Raw genomic sequence first — 16,160 nt, 5'->3', positions numbered from 1 at the left:
AAGAATGTAAGAGGAAGAAGATCTGGTAATCAGTAGCCGAGGTCGGCCCAGATGCCGTTGACGAATTGCGTTTCGCTGGCCACGTATTCGGCGAAGTCGTCACCCACGACGAAGGTGTCGGTCCACCGATTGCGTTCGAGAGCGTCCTGCCATTCCGGTGTCTCGACCATCTCGGTGACGATGGCTTCGAGTTCGGCGCGCTCGTCTTCGGTGATTCCCGGCGGCGCAACAATGCCGCGCCAGTTGGTCAATGCGACGTCGTAGCCGAGTTCCTGCAACGTCGGTAGATCGATACTGTCGACGGGTTCGGGTGCGGACACTGCGAGCGCGCGAAGGTTTCCCGCCTCGATCTGGTCGACGAAGTCTTCGTAACCACTGACCGAGGCCTTGATGGTGCCCGAGAGCAGCGACGTCGCGAGCTCGCCGCCACCGGAGTAGGCGATGTAATTGACACCGGCCGGATCCATTCCGTTCTCCGCGGCCATCCGACTGATGATCATCTGGTCGACACTGCCGAGGGAGCCGCCGCCGAAGGCGAAACGCTGCGGGTCGACCTTCCAGTCCACCATCAGCTCGTCGAGCGTCCGATAGGGCGAGTCGGCGGGTACGACCACGACGTCGTAATCGTCGGTGATCCGAGCGATCGGGGTGACATCACCGAGATCGACATCGGATCCGTTGATGTTGATCGCCCCGAGCATCGTGATACCCATGACCATCATCGTCGCCGATTCCCCTGTCATACCGGAGAATTGGCTCAACCCGATAGTGCCGCCGGCCCCAGGGATGTTCACGACGGTGGTGTTGTTGACGATGCCCCGCGATCGCAGCGCCTGCTGCGCCTCACGCGCCGCGCCGTCCCAGCCGCCGCCCGCTGCGGCCGGAGCGACGAGGGTGAGTTTCGATCGCGCGTCTGCCCCGCCGCCGCTCGACGCCGCGTCTCCGACGCCGATGGCCACGATCGCAACCGACACCACTGCCCCCAATGCGGTGAGTGCGCGCAGACCCGTCTTCGACAGTCGGCGTCGTTCTGTACGCGGTCCAGCGGGCCGGACCTGTTCGTTGTCCGTTCGCGACGGTTTTTCGTCAGGGCTGTCTGGATAGTTCAACGGGCGCACCTCGATCGCTTCTGCAAATCGAACGCCATGCGACGTTCGCAGGCTACAGGTTATAACCTATGACCAGTGATGTCCAGCACAGTTTGCGATCGAACTTGCTGGTGACCACATACGTGCCTATGTCACCGGATCAGCCGAGGTTTACGTCGAGGAGGTGTCCCCGAGAGCGACGATGGCGCGTCGACCCAAGCTGCGACGAATATGCTCGGTCATGACCGCTGCTGCTGCGTCGGCATGTCCCGCGGCCACCGCTTCGTAGATTGCCGTATGTTCGCTCTCCACCCTCGCGCGATCGCGCGTGGAATCACCGCCGTGCCGAAGTCCGATCAACCGGTACCGGTCGGCCTTGTCCCACAGCCGCTCGAGGATGTCGATCAGCACGGGATTTGCAGATGCCCGGTAGACGGCCCGGTGGAATTCACGGTGTCGCAGTAGGGCGTCGAGATCATCCGCATCGGTGATCGGTTCCAGTCGACTCAGCGCGAATTCGATCTTGGCGATGTCGGAATTCGTTCGGTTCTGCGCTGCCAACGATGTCGCGAGTGGGTCGAGGCTCTCTCTGACCTGGTAGAGGTGGCGCGCTTCATCGACCGAGACCGACGTCACCCGCGCATCGCGGTGTGCTTCGAGGTCGATCATCCCCTCGGCGGCCAGTCTCCGGATGGCTTCGCGTAGCGGTGTCGTGCTCACTCCGAGTTCGGCTGCGAGTTTGGCCTGACCGATGACCGATCCCGCTTCGAGCACTCCGGTCAGAATGCGGGTTCGCAACTGCGCATACGCATAGTCGTTCTTGGTGAATGCGGTATCAGGAAAACTCATCCGGCGGCCCGTCGTCGACGCGGTGTGTAACAGCTGGCTTTGCCGTCGAATTCTAACACCGCAGATGCAGCGTGCAGGTTATAACCTATAGTGGTTGTATGAACTCCTTCGCCACCGCCCGTGTGACCGATGCCGACGGCCGGGCGCTGACGGTCGTCGACGTCGAAGCCACGGTCGGATCCGAGGTGTATCGGCGGTGGCCGGTGGTGCTACGACTGCTTGCAGAAAACGTACTCAGAACCGCATCACACGACGTCGCCGTGTGCGCACTCGCCGACCTGAGAGCCTGGCTCGATACCCGATCGAGCACCGCAGAGATCCCGTTCCTGCCGGGCCGCTTGATGATGCACGACACCACCAGCACCCCCGCCTTGGTCGATATTGCCGCAATGCGCGACGTCGTCGCCTCCCGCGGTGGAGACCCGTCGGCCTTGACCCCGGTCCTCCCTGTCGAGGTGTCGATCGATCACTCCCTCGCAGTCGAAGCGTTCGCCGCTCCCGACGCCGCAGCGATCAACCTCCGCCACGACATGCGCCGAAACAGCGAGCGGTATCGGTTCCTCTCCTGGGCGTCGAACGCAATGCACACCGTACATATCAACCGGCCGGGCACCGGCATCATGCACACCATCAACCTCGAGCAACTCGCCACCGTGGTGACCGTAGAACACCGAGATGGTGCCCTGTGGGCGATGCCGGACATGATGCTCGGAACGGACAGTCACACTCCGATGATCAACGGCCTCGGGGTACTGGCATGGGGGATCGGAGGACTCGAAGCCCAATCGGTGATGTTCGGAATGCCCACTACATTGCAGATCCCCGACGTCGTCGGAGTCCACTTGACCGGTGCAATGCCTGCCGGAGTCATGGCAACCGACCTCGCACTGACCATCACGCACCGACTCCGAGAGATAGGCGTGACCGGAGAGTTCGTCGAATTCTACGGACCCGGGGTCGCTACGTTGACCGTCGGCGACCGCGCTGTCGTGGCGAACATGGCTCCCGAATACGGCGCAACCACCGGCTACTTCCCAGTCGATGGCCACACGATCGACTACCTGACCGCAACAGGACGAACCGAGCAGCACTGCAAACTCGTCGAAACCGCCATCCGTCGTTCAGGTTTGTGGTTCGACCCCGACGCGGTCCCCGAGTACACACGATCGATCGTTGTCGATCTCTCGCTCATCGACACATCTGTTGCTGGACCGCGCCGACCACAGGATCTGCTGCCGCTCTCTGCAGCGAGCGATGCGATCACCCGCGCTGGAGCGCCACCTGTAGACGACGGTGGGCCTCTCCCCGATTTTCCGATCGCCATCGCCTCGATCACCAGTTGCACGAACACATCCGACCCACGGCTACTGATCGCCGCCGGCCTGCTGGCGCGCAAAGCGCGGCTCCTGGGACTCACCACGCCGGCCTGGGTCAAGACATCGCTGGCACCTGGATCACCCTCCGCAGCAAGCATTCTCGAACGCGCAGGCCTGATCGACGATCTCACCTCGGTCGGGTTCGACATTGTCGGATACGGGTGCGCAACATGCATCGGCAACTCCGGCGGTCTGCTCGATGACACTACGCGCGCGGTCGAGAACGGAAGTCGTATGCCGGTGGCAGTCCTGTCGGGCAATCGGAACTTCCCCGGACGAGTACACCCCGATCTCGAATTGGGCCTATTGATGTCCCCACCCCTGGTCATCGCCTACGCACTGGCCGGTGACGCCTCGATCGACCTGACCACCGAGCCGCTCGGTCACGACACCAGCGGCAATCCTGTTCTTCTGAAGGATATCTGGCCCGAGACTGCCGAAATCGACCGTATACTTGCCCGTGCGCGCCGTCCTCATGACGTCATCGACGACTTCGCCGCGGCGGCGTCGAACACACTCTGGGATGCCATCGCCGCTCCCTCCGGTCCACTGTTCCCGTGGGACCCCTCCTCGACCGCACTGCGGCCGTCACCGTTCGCGCAGGCACAGTTCGCAGACAGCGTCCTCGGTAAGTTCACCGCGCACCCGCTGATGGTTCTCGGTGACGACATCACCACAGACCACATCTCTCCTGCCAGTGCTATTCCGAAGAACAGCGCAGCCGCGAACTACCTCGTCGAACGAGGTGTTCCCCGCGATGATCTCAACGTGTTCGCCTCACGCCGGGGGAACTGGGAACTGATGCTGCGCGGTGCGTTTCACAACCGAAACGTGCGTAACGCGCTCGCACCGGATGGGCCTATTGCACATACTGTGCACGCACCGAGTGGGGATCTGATGCCGCTGATGAACGCTGCCCTGCGATACGCCGACGAAGAAACCTCCCTGGTCATTATCGCCGGCGAACGGTACGGGATGGGATCTTCACGCGACTGGGCCGCAAAAGTGGTCCGTCTGCTCGGTGTAAGGGCAGTGCTGGCTCGCAGCTTCGAGCGTATTCACCGATCGAACTTGATCGGAGTCGGCGTCCTTCCGTTGATCGTTCCGGCCGACGCCGCCGATGCATTGGCGCGGTGCGCGCCCGGTGACGTGATCGAGATCGATGCATCTCCGCAAACGCTTCATACCCGCAAAGCGCGGGTCACACTGCGGCGTATCGCCGGAACGACACTCGAGTTCGAAACCGACATCGCCGCCGAGACGGAACAAGACGAACAACTTCTACAGCGCGGTGGAGTGATACCCACGATTCTCGATCGGGTTACGAACCGCGTACCCAAGACAACGATGGCCTAGAGCTACCGGCATGCTGCCGATGAACAACCCGGTCGCCCGAAACCGTGACTTACGAACGAATGAGTCCAGGTGGAACGGCGCCGATATGGAACCGGGTGGCGCGCACACCGCACGGGCCGTTTTTCTACTGCACACCCCGCGTCGCCACATCATCAGACCGTCCGGCGGTACCCACCAGAGTGATCCGATCGCCGTTCAGAAGCCGGTATTTTGCAGAGCGTGGCTTTACATAGAAGCCGGCCAGAGGGCGCGCCTCACGTCAACGCTTCTCGACGGTGCGGAAACTGCCGTTTTGATGGGCGTGGGGGAGATCCTTAGCGTCGGAACCCGACGCAGCGGGTCTGCCAGCCATTACGACCGCGGTCGTCAAGGTCCAACAACAAACTTCGCCCCACCCGGAATCCGTAATCCCACCGCATCCCCGATCCGCACCGAAGATCCCGCCGCCAACTCGACCTTCAGCATCGCCGACCCCACGGTTACATCGGCGATGCTGCGAAAACCGGTGGGCCGTATACCCGACACGACCCCACGAATTCCGTTGTGATCCAAAGTGATCAGCTCATGTCGCAGCAGCAACACGGCCGGCCCTGCCGGAAGCCCTGCAACCCCGTCCACCTCCAGCTCCCCGAGCTCGGAGTGATGCATCCCAACCCCATCCCACTGTCCCTCGATTTCGTTCATCCCACCCATCAGGCGCGACACCGCCAGCGTGCTCGGCTGCGTGTAGGCGGTTGCGATATCGGAGTGATGCTCCAATCGGCCGTCGATGAGCACCGCCACCGAATCGGCCAGCACCGCCGCTTCTTGTTGATCGTGGGTGACGAGCAGCAGAGTTTGATCCAACGTCGAACGCAGTTCGCGGACGAGGTCGTGCATCTCGGTGCGCAACACCGGGTCCAGAGCACTGAAGGGCTCGTCCAACAACAACACTCGCGGGGAGCCCGCAAGTGAACGCGCCAACGCCACCCGCTGGGCCTGCCCGCCCGACACCTCGGACACTGCTCGGCCCCCGATGTCATCGAGATGCACCAGATCGAGGTACTCCTGGGCACGTTCGCGCGACCGCTTGCGACTCTCCCCGGCAGCGCGGTAGGCGAAGCCGATGTTGTCCAGTACCGACATGTGCGGGAACAACATCGGACGCTGGAACACCATTCCGACGCCGCGGTTCTCGGCCGCAACGTCGTTCACCTCGTGGCCGTCGATGCGCACCGTGCCGGCACTGGGTGAATCAAGACCGGCGATGAGGCGCAGCGCAGTGCTCTTTCCCGAACCCGAGGGTCCGAGAATCGCCGTGCAGGATCCCGGTGACACGGTGAGATCGAGTGAGTCGAGTGCCACAACCGATTGACCGGCATGGACCTTCGTGAGTCCGTGAACGGACAGTTCGACGCTCATCGTGCACTCCTACGACGCAACCGAGCGAGCATGAGTACCAACAACAACGGCGGCACTACGGCGGCCACCGACAATGCAGCCACCACCGAATCATTACCGGTACCTGCGGCGAACGAGGCGACGAGAATGGGCACAGTGACCAGTCTGCCTCCACCGATCAACAGAGTGATCACGTAGTCGCTCCACGCCACGAGGAACGCGAGCAACGCAGCCCCCGCCAACGCCGGAGCCAACAGTGGAATGCGAATCCGTCGCAGAACTATGGCACTCGGCGCACCGAGAGTGCGAGCCTCCTCCTCGTAGCCGATGTCGTACGCGCCGAACGCCACTCGCATCAGGTACGTCGTGTACGGAATCGCCGCGACCGTCAGCAACGCAATCACTGCCACCGTGCTCGGAATGCGCGAGCGCAGCACCAGAACATCGAGTCCCAACGCCACGGCAAACGGGGGCAGGGCCAGTGGTGCGAAGAGAACGCCGGCCACCAAAGCGGGGAAACGCACAGTACCGTTCACGAGGGCGCGAGCGGCCAGCGCGCCCACTGGTGTTGCGATGGCGGCGACGGCGAGAGCGAGCAGGGTCGAGCGCACGAACGCATCGAGTCCTCCGGCGTCGAGAGCACTCCGAACGCCGTCGAATCCCCACTCCTGGGGAACCGAACCAGGAAACGACCAGCGATTGCTGATGGCCCACAGGACAACCGGAATCAGCGGCAGCAGGAACCACAGGACCAGAACGGACCTGCCGACAGCGGGAAGAACCTTGTTCACTTCCACCCTGTTCATTTCCACGCTGCCGATCTGCGCAGATAGTGCAGGGCTACCGCAGCCACGACCACCGTCAGCGCAGTGGCGATCGTCGCGGCAGCGGCTGCCTGCGGACGCGTCTGAAGATCGATCGAGGTGAACAGACGAATTGCCATGACCGACAACGGCTCCGGATACGGTCGACCCAGAATGCGGGCCACCTCGTACGAGCCGACGGTGTAGGCGAACGCGATGGCCGCCGACGCGATCAGTGCGGGCCGAGCCAACGGCAGCGTGACCAGTCGCAGCCGAGCCCACCGGCCTGCGCCCAAAGTCGCCGCTGTCTCGTCGAACGCGGCTACTCGGGTGGCGAGAGTCCCGGCCACGACAACGGCTACGAAAGCCGATTCCTTCCAGGCGTATTCAGCGACAACGGCGATCCACCACTTCCCACCGACCAACTCCGGCCAACCGCCGTCGGTCATGCCGAGAATGCGCGGCAGCATCCCTGAATCTGCCAACAGCAATGCCATCGCCGCCGCGCCGATCAGGTGGGGAACCGTGACGGTCAACCCCGCAGCGGCCAACGCGGCGCGTCCCCCCGACAAGGCCGTCAGTGCCGCGGCAAGCCCGATCACCGTGGCCAACGCCGTCGAGACGATGGCAATCGACAGGGTCAGCACCACCGAGCGCCACAGATCACCGCCCAGCGCGGAGTACGCGTCGACCGATAGTTCGGGGGTTCCGACCAACGGCATCAGACCCAGGCTCTGCAGCACCACGGTTCCCAGGCCGCCGCCGACGACGAGAACGACCAAGACGACGGCGGGGAGGACCGCCGCTGTGCCGCGAAAGCTCCTCGTGGACGCGCTCACTGACCGGCGAGCACGCTTCGACGCCATCCCTCGTCGAGCGGGCTGACCCACTCCGCGGACAGCTCCGGGTGCGCGTTCGCCGAGATCGCCTCGTACGAAGGAACCACCGGCGAGGACGGGAGCTGCTCGAACTGCGCCCGCTCCTCCGGGGTCAGACGCGCGATGTCCAACGCAGTGAACTGGCCCCACACGTCCGGCGTCGCCTTCGCGAGTTGCTGCTCGGGCGACAACGCGAGATTGGCAACCACCTGCGCCGCGGCCGACTTCCCCGATGTCGACGGAATGGCAAGGAAACTCGCATTCCCGACGGTTCCCTCGTCGAGAGTCAGGACGCGGGTCTCCGGTGGGAAGGTGCCGTCGGCGACGAGTTTCGGGAGGGTCGCGGGGCCGTACGTCATGGTCATGTCGACCTGGCCACCGGCGTAGAGGGCGTCGAGCTCGGAGGAGGACTGCGGATACGTCGTTCCCTCGCGCCACAGTGACGGGGCGAGCTCGTTCAATCGATCGAACAATGCCGGGGCGAGTCGGTCGTAGGAGTCCTGATCGAACTGAGCGGGAACCTCGTCGACACCGCCGGAGGCGTTGATCAAGGCTTCACGCACGAACACCGAACCGGTGAAGTCCGGGGGAGCGGGGTAGGTGAAGCGGCCCGGGTTCGCCCGCGCCCAGTCGAGCACGCCGTCGAATGTCGTCGGCGGATCGGGGATGGCTGCTGCGTTGTAGACCAGGGTGAATTGAGCTTTGTGCCAGGGTGATTCACAGTTCTCGACCGGGGTGCCGAAGTCGTCGCGCAACAGCGGATCCTCGGGATCGGTCAGTTCCATGTTCGGCAGATTCTGCGTCCACCCGCACAGCCACGCGCCGGCCTGCTTACCGGTGCCGAAGTTTGCGCCGTTGACCCACACCAGGTCCACCTCGCCGTCGGTGACCCCGGCCTGCCGCTCGGACAGGATGCGATTGACGGCATCGGTCGTCGATTCCACCGGCACGCGACGCAATGTGACGCCCTCCGCGGCGGCCGCGGGGGTGAGCACGTCGTCGACGTAGGCATTGCCCTGCTCGTCGCCGCCGTACATCCACAGCGAGACGGTCTGTCCTTGCGCCTGCTGTTCGATCTCGCTCCACGACTGCGCCTCGGCAATCGGTGCTTCCGAATCCGGCGCAGCACAGGAGGTAAGCAGCAGCCCTGCGCTCGCCGCAATCGCCACTGCGCACCGTACTGAACGAATCACCCGGGGGCCTCCAGATCAACCGAAGCAGCCGTCGTCGACGCTGCCCTCACCACCGTAATCGGTCGAATGCGACAACCGCTGAACACGCGGGCAGACCGGCCGTGTGCACAATGGATCGTGAACCGTCGGACGAGAGGCACACACCGTGACGCAGGACCGCCCGACGCGTAGTCGCCGCGGCACGACCCTGAAATTGCTCGCGGCTGCCGTGATCGTCATCGCTGTGGTGATCGTGCTGAGCACCGTCGATCTTCCCGATCCGTCGTTCATCCGCGATCGCGTGGCGTCGGCCGGGCCCTGGGGCATCGCGTTGTTCGTCGTGCTCTATGCCGTCCTGTCGGCTACCCCGTTCCCCGCCAGCACGTTGACCATCGCGTCGGGACTGCTGTTCGGGTTGGCGGTGGGCGCGACCGTCGTGGTGTTCGCTGCCACCGCGGGGGCATATCTCGGGTACTGGGGAGCGCGGGCGCTCGGCCGTGGACAGGTGGCCCGCACCGAATGGGACAGGCTTCGCCGGCTCGACGCCATGCTCGGGCGACGGGGACTGCTGTCAGTACTGCTCGTGCGACTGGTGCCGCTGCCGTTCTCCCTGGTCAACTACGCGGCCGGAGTCAGTGCCGTGGGGCAACGTGACTACGTGGTGGGCACCATGATCGGCATCGTGCCCGCGACCGTCGCCTACACCGCGCTCGGTGCCTACGGAACCTCACCGCTGTCGTGGCCGTTCGCCATCGCACTGCTCGCGGTGCTGGCGATCGCGGCCGGCTCGGCCCTGTTGGCACGCCGTCTGGGACTCACCGGTGCAGCCGAATGATCGACAGCTTTCTGCGCCGACACCTCGAAGGCCCACTCGATCGCTGTGCCCGCGCACTCGACCGCCCCGCGATCACACCCGACCGCATCACCGCCGCAGGACTCGTATTGGGCCTGGGTAGCGCACTGGCCGCGGGCCTGCAATTCTGGTTGCTCGCGTTGGTGTTGTGGATCGTCTCCCGAATCGCCGACGGGCTGGACGGGCCTCTCGCGCGTAGGCGTTCCACTACGGGCGGTGCCGGCGGATTCTTCGACATCACCGCTGATTTCGTGGTCTACGGAACGACCGTGGTGGGCGTTGCGGTCGGTGCCTCGGCCGCGTACGACGCCCCCTGGTGGCCGTTCCTGCTGGTGCTGTTGGCGTACTACATCAACGGCACCGCATTTCTTGCGTTCTCCTCGATTGCCGAACGCACCGGTCGCACCATCGACGACGGCCGCTCGCTGTCGTTCCTCGGGGGCCTGACCGAGGGTGCCGAAACCATTGCGGTGCACAGTCTCTGGTTGCTGCTGCCGGGTATCTCCTGGCAGATCGCCGTGGTGTGGGCGGCGGTGGTCGCTGTGAGCTCCACCCAGCGGATCATCGCCGGGTATCGCGCCCTCTCCTGATCCACCTGCCCCGGACCTTCGCCAGTGCGGCCGTTGCTCGGGAAATTACCGGAGAACCCAACTGCGCCTTCACGTCCGCGATCGCCGCGTTCCACGGCCCGTCGTTGTACGTCGGATACGGGTGCGTGGCTCCGGCGACATCGCGGGTACGCAGACCCTGTTCGATGGCGATGATCAGCTCCCCGATCGTCTCGCCCGCCCGCGGACCCACCACGCAGGCCCCGACGATGCGACGCTTGGCGTCGAGCACGAGCGTCGTCGATCCGTTCGTTGCTCTTTCGGTGACGGCGCGATCGACGTGGTGGTGGTCGAGGATCTGCAGCCGCAGACCACGCTGACGCGCAGTCCGCACATCGATTCCGGCCGAGGCGATCTCGGGATCGGTGAACGTCACCCGCGGGGTTCCCGTCGTACTCACCTTTCGGTTCAGGCCCAGTGCCGCATTGCTCGCGGCCAGACTGCCGTGCACACCGGCAGTGTGGGTGAACTGCGGATGGCCGGTGAGATCTCCGGCTGCCCAGATGCGTGGGTTGGTGGTCCGCAGATGCTCGTCGACCCGCACGAATCCGTCGTCGTCCACTTCCACACCGGCCCTGTCCAACCCGAGCGAAGCGGTTCGTGGGGTCCGCCCGGTGGCGACGAGCACCCGATCGAAAGCGATCTCGACGCCCGTGTCGGTGGTGGCCGAACCGTCGTCGATGCGTACGACGGCGGTGGAGGTCAGGACGCGCACACCCTCGTCGGTCAGGGCCTGCGTCAGGATCGACGAGGCCTCAGGGTGCTCCCGAGGCAGGATCGTGGCCGACCGTCCGACAAGGGTGACGTCGGATCCGAGACGCGAGAATGCTTGCGCCATTTCGCAACCCACCGACCCGGCACCGACGATCAGCAGTCGCTGCGGCAAGTCCGCCTGTTCCCACAGGGTGTCGCTGGTCAGGTAGTCCACGTGCTCGATGCCGTCGATCGCCGGCACTGTGGGATGCGCGCCGGTGGTCACGATCGCCTGACCGAAATGCAGAATCCGCGTGCCGACATTCACCGTGTTCGGACCGGTGAACACGGCGTCACCGCTGATGACGTCGACCCCGGCCGCAGTGAGTGCCTCCGGTGAATCGATCGGCGCGATCTCGGCGATGGACCCGTGCACGTGCTGCATCACGCGCGCGAAATCCACGCGCGGTGGCTGGGTGACGATGCCGAACCGGGACGCGGATCGAACCGTCTGTGCCACCGAGGCCGCCGCGAGCAGGGCCTTCGACGGCACGCATCCGGTCCAGAGGCAGTCGCCGCCGGTGCGGTCCCGTTCGATCAACACGACGCGAACGCCGAAGCCGGCCGCGGTGTTCGCTGCCACGATGCCGGCGGTACCGCCGCCCACCACGACCACGTCGGCGCGGTTCTCGGGCACACTCGAAGACGAACGACGAATTCCCATACCTCCCACTATGCCCGCGCCTTGGAGAGACCCGAGATGAGACGACCGACCAAGTACACCTTCTCGGCGCGCCTTTACGACGTGATCTCCGCCGAATGGCCGGTGTATCGAGCCGGACGGGACGCGGCTTTTGAGCTGATGAATCTGCCTGTGGGGAGCCATGTTCTGGACCTCGGCTGCGGGACGGGGCTGAACTTCGCCGGGTTGCAGCGGATGATCGGCCCGACCGGCTCGATCACCGGAATCGACGCCAGCCCGCAGATGCTCGAACAGGCGCGACTTCGAGCTGCCCGCGCGGGGTGGATGAATGTCACATTGATCCCCGCCGACGCCACCGCCCTGACGTCCGCCGATCTGGGGGAGCAGGCCCCGTTCGATGCGGCCCTGAGCACCTACGCGCTGTCGTTGATGACGCCATGGCAGGCGGCGCTCGAATCGATGATCTCGGCTACGCGGGTGGGCGGCGTCGTGGCCGTCGTCGACATGCAGCGGCCTGTAGGCCGGGCAGCTGCATGGACCCCGCTCGCCAAACTTGCGTGTCGACTCGGAGGGTCGGATGTAGAGGCTCATCCGTGGACGGCGATGACTCCATTGCTGCGGGATCTGTCGACTCGCGCTGTTCGCGGCGGCCACATCCAGGTTCGCGTCGGGACTGTCGGCTCCCGCCCCGCAGAGCCGAATTCATGAACGTCGCTCGCCTGCGTTGCGTTCAGTTGGGTAGCTGACGCAGGCTGCGCTACAGCTCGGACCGTGCTCATGGCCGACGACCCGGGCTGCGGCCGAAGGGTGGGAATGTTCCCGCGACGAAGTGCTCGAAGCTACGCGGCGCTCTGCCGGCGATGCGTGCGACGACATCGGTGACGCGATCCTCGGAGCCCGTTGCGATGGCCGCATCCAGCGCCGCCAGGATCGGCGCGTACTCGGGAGGGAGGCCGCCGTCGATGTGTAGCTGTGCCAACTCGTCGACGGAGATCGATTTGTGGCGCAGAGGTTTTCCGGTGTGGTTGGCGATGATTCGCGCCGCGTCGGAGTAACTGAGCGCCTCGGGTCCAGTGATGATGTGGTCGGTGTTGTGCGACTGCTCGTCCAGCAGTGCGTGCACGGCGACGGCGGCGATGTCGCCCGCATCGACGAAGCCGATCCGTCCGTCCCCGGTTGCGGATACGGTCTCGCCCGCACTGACTCCTGCCGCGAGAGCGCTGCTGCCGCGGAAGTTCTGCATGAACCAGCTCGGTCGAAGGACTGCCCATTCGGGTATCTCGGTCGCCACCGCGTCGTGAATCTTGCCGAGTCCGGGCGCACCACGATCGAGTGCGGACGAGCTCAGCGCGACGACGCGTCGAACACCTTGTTGCAGAGCCTGTTTCAGAAATTTTCGAACGAGAGGTAGTGGATCGGCTACACCGACGGGCGCAACGAGATAGACCGCTCGGACGCCGTCCAATGCAGCTGCATGGGTACCGTGGTCGAGCCAGTCGAATTCGATCTGGTCTGCGGACGTGGGTGTACGAGACGCCGCTCGATACTGCGCCCCTCGCTCGTGGAGAAGCTGAGTAACCCGGCTTCCGGTCGTTCCCGTCGAGCCGAGAACCAGGACGTCGCTCATGCGCGGTCACCCGCGAAGGCCGCTGTGACGTCGTCGACCGAACCGAGGGCTTCCGCGGCGGCGAGTGGACTCCAATAGTCCTTGTACGTGGTGATTGCGCCGTCGCGCACGGTGATGACAGCGATGTATGCGAGTTCGTACGGCTTACCTGTCGCAGGGACGACGCCGGCAGCCTCGAACTCGACCACGACTACCTCCGCGTCGGCGGTTTCATGGATCGTCGGTGACGTGATTGTCCGTATGTCGAGAATTTCGGGATATCCACGCATGTATTCGTGAATTGCGGCGCGACCTTCAACGCGGCGCGGGTATCCCGCTGCTGCAAAAGGAAAGACGATGACGCCGTCGACCGCCCACAGGTCGGCGAACGCACTCATGTCGTGCGCCTGCAAGTGCTGCAACGCGGTGTGGACGACGTCGGTGGGTTTCATGGGTCTCCTTCAGTGGACGATACGGTTGCGTCTCATCCAAACGTACACTGGACGGTACCGTATCGTCCATTTGTTACAGTTGGTCGTATGAGTCCACGGAAGGCGACGGGTGCCGCGGTGTTTCAGCCGGATGTGACCCGTGCGATCACGGAAGCGGTGCTCGATGAATTCGCCGAACTCGGGTTCGGGCGACTGTCGATGGAAGGCGTCGCCAAGCGCGCGGGCGTCGGTAAGAGTGCGTTGTATAGACGTTGGCCGTCCAAAGTTGACATGGTGGTGTCGGTGTTATCCGAGTTCAGCGTCGACATTTCTCGGATTCCCGACACCGGCTCGCTGTACGGAGACCTGCGCGCGACGCTCGACAACCTGATGGAGTGGATAGGAGACCCGAGATTCGCCCGGATTTTTCCTGATCTCGTCGCAGAATCGGCACGGACTCCGAGGCTGGCACAGTTGCACATGGAGCTGATCGGAATTCCACGACGTGAGCGTGCGATCAGAGTGTTCGAGCGAGCGATCGACCGCGGGGAGATGGCGGCCGGGTTCGATCTCGAGCTGGCGCTCGATCTTCTTGCAGGCACTGTCTATTGGCGCTTTGCCGTGCGTGGAGTCGCGGTGGATTCGGCGTACCTCGACGAGGTCGCCACCGCGCTGATCGGCGCGTTCAGCAACGCATGATCCTGGGCTCCGGTGAATTTCTGGTCCCGGGCTCGCCCGAGTACCTGCAGCGTTTCCGAGACGGTCTGGAGAAGTTGAGACAGACGGGCACTGCGGTTCTCTACGACTAGGCGGTGAGTTTTCGCTTAGACCCAGGTCCACACCAGCATGACGACACAGACAGTTTCCGTTCCCGGTGCGACCCTGACGTACGACGTGATCGGCGAACTCGAGCCCGGGGTCACCCCGTTGGTACTCATCGGCTCACCGATGGATGCGAGCGGATTCGGGACGTTGGCATCGCATTTCCGCGACCGCGTGGTCGTCACGTACGACCCGAGAAACGTGGGACGCAGTCGACGAGACGACACGACGGCCGCGGTCACCTTCGGCCAGCATGCCGACGACCTGCACGCAGTGCTCACCGCCGTCGGCCATGGGCCTGTGGATGTGTTCGCCTCGAGCGGGGGTGCGGTCAATGCGCTGGTACTCGTCAGCAGATACCCGTCCGATGTCCGGACGTTGGTGGCCCACGAACCACCCGCCGGAGGCACCCTGCCGGACCGCGAGAACATCGCGACCGTGTGCGCAAACATGGTGGCCGCATACGACGCTCACGGCCGCGGTCCGGCCATGGCCCAGTTCATGGCGTTGCTCATGCACGCAGGCCCCATCGACAACACGTTCTTCGATCGCCCGGCACCGGACCCGGCGCAGTTCGGCCTCTCGGCCGAGGACGACGGAACCCGCGACGACGCCCTGATGGCCAACATGCGCGGCGGTGGGGTCGATTTCGCACCCGACGTCGATGCGGTGCGTGCTGCTCCCACCGCGGTTGTGATCGGAGTCGGCGAGGAATCCGGCGGTCCCGAGGACGGTCATATCGCCGCTCGCGCAGCGTATTCCACTGCGGCGCTCCTCGGATCGGAGCCGATCGTCTTTCCGGGCGGCCACTCGGGCTTCCTCGGCGGCGAATTCGGTCAGACGGGAAAGCCGACCGAATTTGCCGAAACACTACGGAAAGTATTGAGCTGAAGAAGCTTTCGTCCTACAGAACCAGGAGCAATCATGGGCCTCATCACGTTGGAGCTGTTCGCCACCCTCGACTTCGTCGCGCAATCACCCGGAAGCCCGGAGGAAGACCCCGAGAACTTTCCCTTCGGCGGCTGGCAGGCTCCTCTGCTCGACCAGGTTTCGGGGGCGCAGGTCGCCGCCGCTTACGAGGGCACGGATGCGCTCCTGCTCGGGCGGCGCACCTACGACATCTTCGCCGCGTACTGGCCACACCAACACGATTCGTTCGCAACGTTGTTCAACACCATCCCGAAGTACGTGGCCTCGCGCGGCACACCCGATCTGCTGTGGAACGGTTCGACCCAGCTCGGACCGGACCTGGCCGGAGCCGTGCGTGAGATCCGAGATCGACACGACAATATCAAGGTGGTCGGAAGTCTCGATCTGGTGCAGACCCTGTTGCGCGAGAAGCTCTTCGATCGACTCGATCTATGGGTGCATCCCATCCTTCTCGGAGTCGGAAAGAAGGTGTTCGCCGACGGCACCGTGCCCAGCAATCTGACGCTGCTCGAGCCACCAGCCGTCGACGGCAAGGGCACCGTCTACCTGCGATACGGCCTCGACGCCGGGACCCCGGGCGTCGGCAACATGGACGACGTACTGACCGACTAG

At 64.4% G+C, this 16,160-nt stretch carries 16 protein-coding genes; 7 read left to right on the top strand and 9 right to left on the bottom strand.

The window, feature by feature from the left end; genetic code table 11:
• Positions 1-29 precede the first annotated feature (29 nt).
• Complete coding sequence (locus CH268_RS11115) at positions 30-1,019, bottom strand: Bug family tripartite tricarboxylate transporter substrate binding protein (protein ID WP_094664082.1); 990 nt, start codon at positions 1,017-1,019, stop codon at positions 30-32.
• Positions 1,020-1,259: 240 nt separating this feature from the next.
• Positions 1,260-1,937, bottom strand: coding sequence for a GntR family transcriptional regulator (locus CH268_RS11110; RefSeq protein ID WP_094664003.1), 678 nt, complete (start codon positions 1,935-1,937; stop codon positions 1,260-1,262).
• A 98-nt stretch (positions 1,938-2,035) separates the two neighbouring features.
• On the opposite strand from CH268_RS11110, the gene acnA reads away from it, so the two are divergent.
• Positions 2,036-4,669 carry an aconitate hydratase AcnA gene (gene acnA, locus CH268_RS11105; protein ID WP_094664001.1) on the top strand — a complete coding sequence of 878 codons (2,634 nt, stop codon included), beginning with the start codon at positions 2,036-2,038 and terminating at the stop codon, positions 4,667-4,669.
• 366 nt (positions 4,670-5,035) lie between these two features.
• Here the strand turns inward: acnA and CH268_RS11100 are convergent, their stop codons facing one another.
• From CH268_RS11100 to CH268_RS11085, 4 genes are read right to left on the bottom strand one after another with little or no spacing between them, the layout of a single operon-like run.
• Entirely contained in the window at positions 5,036-6,070 is a 1,035-nt protein-coding gene (locus CH268_RS11100; protein WP_094663999.1) for an ABC transporter ATP-binding protein, read from the bottom strand.
• Entirely contained in the window at positions 6,067-6,855 is a 789-nt protein-coding gene (locus tag CH268_RS11095) for an ABC transporter permease (RefSeq protein ID WP_255182354.1), read from the bottom strand. Before CH268_RS11095 ends, CH268_RS11100 begins: the two co-directional genes overlap by 4 nt.
• A complete protein-coding gene (locus CH268_RS11090; protein ID WP_094663995.1) occupies positions 6,852-7,691 on the bottom strand; it encodes an ABC transporter permease in 840 nt (279 codons plus the stop codon). Before CH268_RS11090 ends, CH268_RS11095 begins: the two co-directional genes overlap by 4 nt.
• Complete coding sequence (locus CH268_RS11085) at positions 7,688-8,923, bottom strand: ABC transporter substrate-binding protein (protein ID WP_094663993.1); 1,236 nt, start codon at positions 8,921-8,923, stop codon at positions 7,688-7,690. Before CH268_RS11085 ends, CH268_RS11090 begins: the two co-directional genes overlap by 4 nt.
• Before the next feature lie 145 nt (positions 8,924-9,068).
• Between CH268_RS11085 and CH268_RS11080 the strand changes: the two genes are divergently transcribed.
• On the top strand, positions 9,069-9,737 hold the full coding sequence (locus tag CH268_RS11080) for a TVP38/TMEM64 family protein (RefSeq protein WP_255182353.1): 669 nt from the start codon (positions 9,069-9,071) through the stop codon (positions 9,735-9,737).
• Complete coding sequence (locus CH268_RS11075; RefSeq protein ID WP_094663991.1) at positions 9,734-10,345, top strand: CDP-alcohol phosphatidyltransferase family protein; 612 nt, start codon at positions 9,734-9,736, stop codon at positions 10,343-10,345. The genes CH268_RS11080 and CH268_RS11075 overlap by 4 nt, the downstream gene beginning before the upstream one ends.
• Here CH268_RS11075 and CH268_RS11070 read toward each other — a convergent pair.
• Positions 10,317-11,780 (bottom strand): dihydrolipoyl dehydrogenase family protein, encoded by a 1,464-nt coding sequence (locus tag CH268_RS11070; protein ID WP_094663989.1) that lies wholly within the window; start codon positions 11,778-11,780, stop codon positions 10,317-10,319. The two genes, CH268_RS11075 and CH268_RS11070, sit on opposite strands and share 29 nt — an antisense overlap.
• Positions 11,781-11,816: 36 nt before the next feature.
• On the opposite strand from CH268_RS11070, the gene CH268_RS11065 reads away from it, so the two are divergent.
• Positions 11,817-12,467, top strand: a complete 651-nt coding sequence (locus tag CH268_RS11065; RefSeq protein ID WP_094664078.1) for a class I SAM-dependent methyltransferase — start codon at positions 11,817-11,819, stop codon at positions 12,465-12,467.
• A gap of 67 nt (positions 12,468-12,534) precedes the next feature.
• On the opposite strand, the gene CH268_RS11060 is transcribed toward CH268_RS11065, so the two are convergent.
• Complete coding sequence (locus CH268_RS11060; RefSeq protein ID WP_048316836.1) at positions 12,535-13,386, bottom strand: NAD(P)H-binding protein; 852 nt, start codon at positions 13,384-13,386, stop codon at positions 12,535-12,537.
• Entirely contained in the window at positions 13,383-13,817 is a 435-nt protein-coding gene (locus CH268_RS11055; protein WP_048316833.1) for a nuclear transport factor 2 family protein, read from the bottom strand. The genes CH268_RS11060 and CH268_RS11055 overlap by 4 nt, the downstream gene beginning before the upstream one ends.
• A gap of 87 nt (positions 13,818-13,904) precedes the next feature.
• Between CH268_RS11055 and CH268_RS11050 the strand changes: the two genes are divergently transcribed.
• From CH268_RS11050 to CH268_RS11040, 3 genes are all read left to right on the top strand, one after another.
• On the top strand, positions 13,905-14,495 hold the full coding sequence (locus CH268_RS11050; protein ID WP_048316831.1) for a TetR/AcrR family transcriptional regulator: 591 nt from the start codon (positions 13,905-13,907) through the stop codon (positions 14,493-14,495).
• Between the two features lie 147 nt (positions 14,496-14,642).
• Entirely contained in the window at positions 14,643-15,509 is an 867-nt protein-coding gene (locus CH268_RS11045) for an alpha/beta fold hydrolase (RefSeq protein ID WP_094663987.1), read from the top strand.
• 33 nt (positions 15,510-15,542) lie between these two features.
• Complete coding sequence (locus CH268_RS11040) at positions 15,543-16,160, top strand: dihydrofolate reductase family protein (protein WP_094663985.1); 618 nt, start codon at positions 15,543-15,545, stop codon at positions 16,158-16,160.

The sequence above is a fragment of the Rhodococcus sp. 06-1460-1B genome (assembly GCF_002258475.1).
Lineage (GTDB): Bacteria > Actinomycetota > Actinomycetes > Mycobacteriales > Mycobacteriaceae > Rhodococcoides > Rhodococcoides fascians.
Note: the sequence above shows the minus strand (reverse complement) of the source record. Positions and strands in the feature narration are given on the sequence as shown.

What these genes read in the sequence shown, in the direction of transcription:
- CH268_RS11110 (WP_094664003.1), bottom strand. Translation starts at nt 1,937, where the DNA reads ATGAGTTTTCCTGATACCGCATTCACCAAGAACGACTATGCGTATGCG.
- acnA (WP_094664001.1), top strand. Translation starts at nt 2,036, where the DNA reads ATGAACTCCTTCGCCACCGCCCGTGTGACCGATGCCGACGGCCGGGCG.
- CH268_RS11100 (WP_094663999.1), bottom strand. Translation starts at nt 6,070, where the DNA reads ATGAGCGTCGAACTGTCCGTTCACGGACTCACGAAGGTCCATGCCGGT.
- CH268_RS11095 (WP_255182354.1), bottom strand. Translation starts at nt 6,855, where the DNA reads ATGAACAGGGTGGAAGTGAACAAGGTTCTTCCCGCTGTCGGCAGGTCC.
- CH268_RS11075 (WP_094663991.1), top strand. Translation starts at nt 9,734, where the DNA reads ATGATCGACAGCTTTCTGCGCCGACACCTCGAAGGCCCACTCGATCGC.
- CH268_RS11070 (WP_094663989.1), bottom strand. Translation starts at nt 11,780, where the DNA reads ATGGGAATTCGTCGTTCGTCTTCGAGTGTGCCCGAGAACCGCGCCGAC.
- CH268_RS11065 (WP_094664078.1), top strand. Translation starts at nt 11,817, where the DNA reads ATGAGACGACCGACCAAGTACACCTTCTCGGCGCGCCTTTACGACGTG.
- CH268_RS11060 (WP_048316836.1), bottom strand. Translation starts at nt 13,386, where the DNA reads ATGAGCGACGTCCTGGTTCTCGGCTCGACGGGAACGACCGGAAGCCGG.
- CH268_RS11055 (WP_048316833.1), bottom strand. Translation starts at nt 13,817, where the DNA reads ATGAAACCCACCGACGTCGTCCACACCGCGTTGCAGCACTTGCAGGCG.
- CH268_RS11050 (WP_048316831.1), top strand. Translation starts at nt 13,905, where the DNA reads ATGAGTCCACGGAAGGCGACGGGTGCCGCGGTGTTTCAGCCGGATGTG.
- CH268_RS11045 (WP_094663987.1), top strand. Translation starts at nt 14,643, where the DNA reads ATGACGACACAGACAGTTTCCGTTCCCGGTGCGACCCTGACGTACGAC.
- CH268_RS11040 (WP_094663985.1), top strand. Translation starts at nt 15,543, where the DNA reads ATGGGCCTCATCACGTTGGAGCTGTTCGCCACCCTCGACTTCGTCGCG.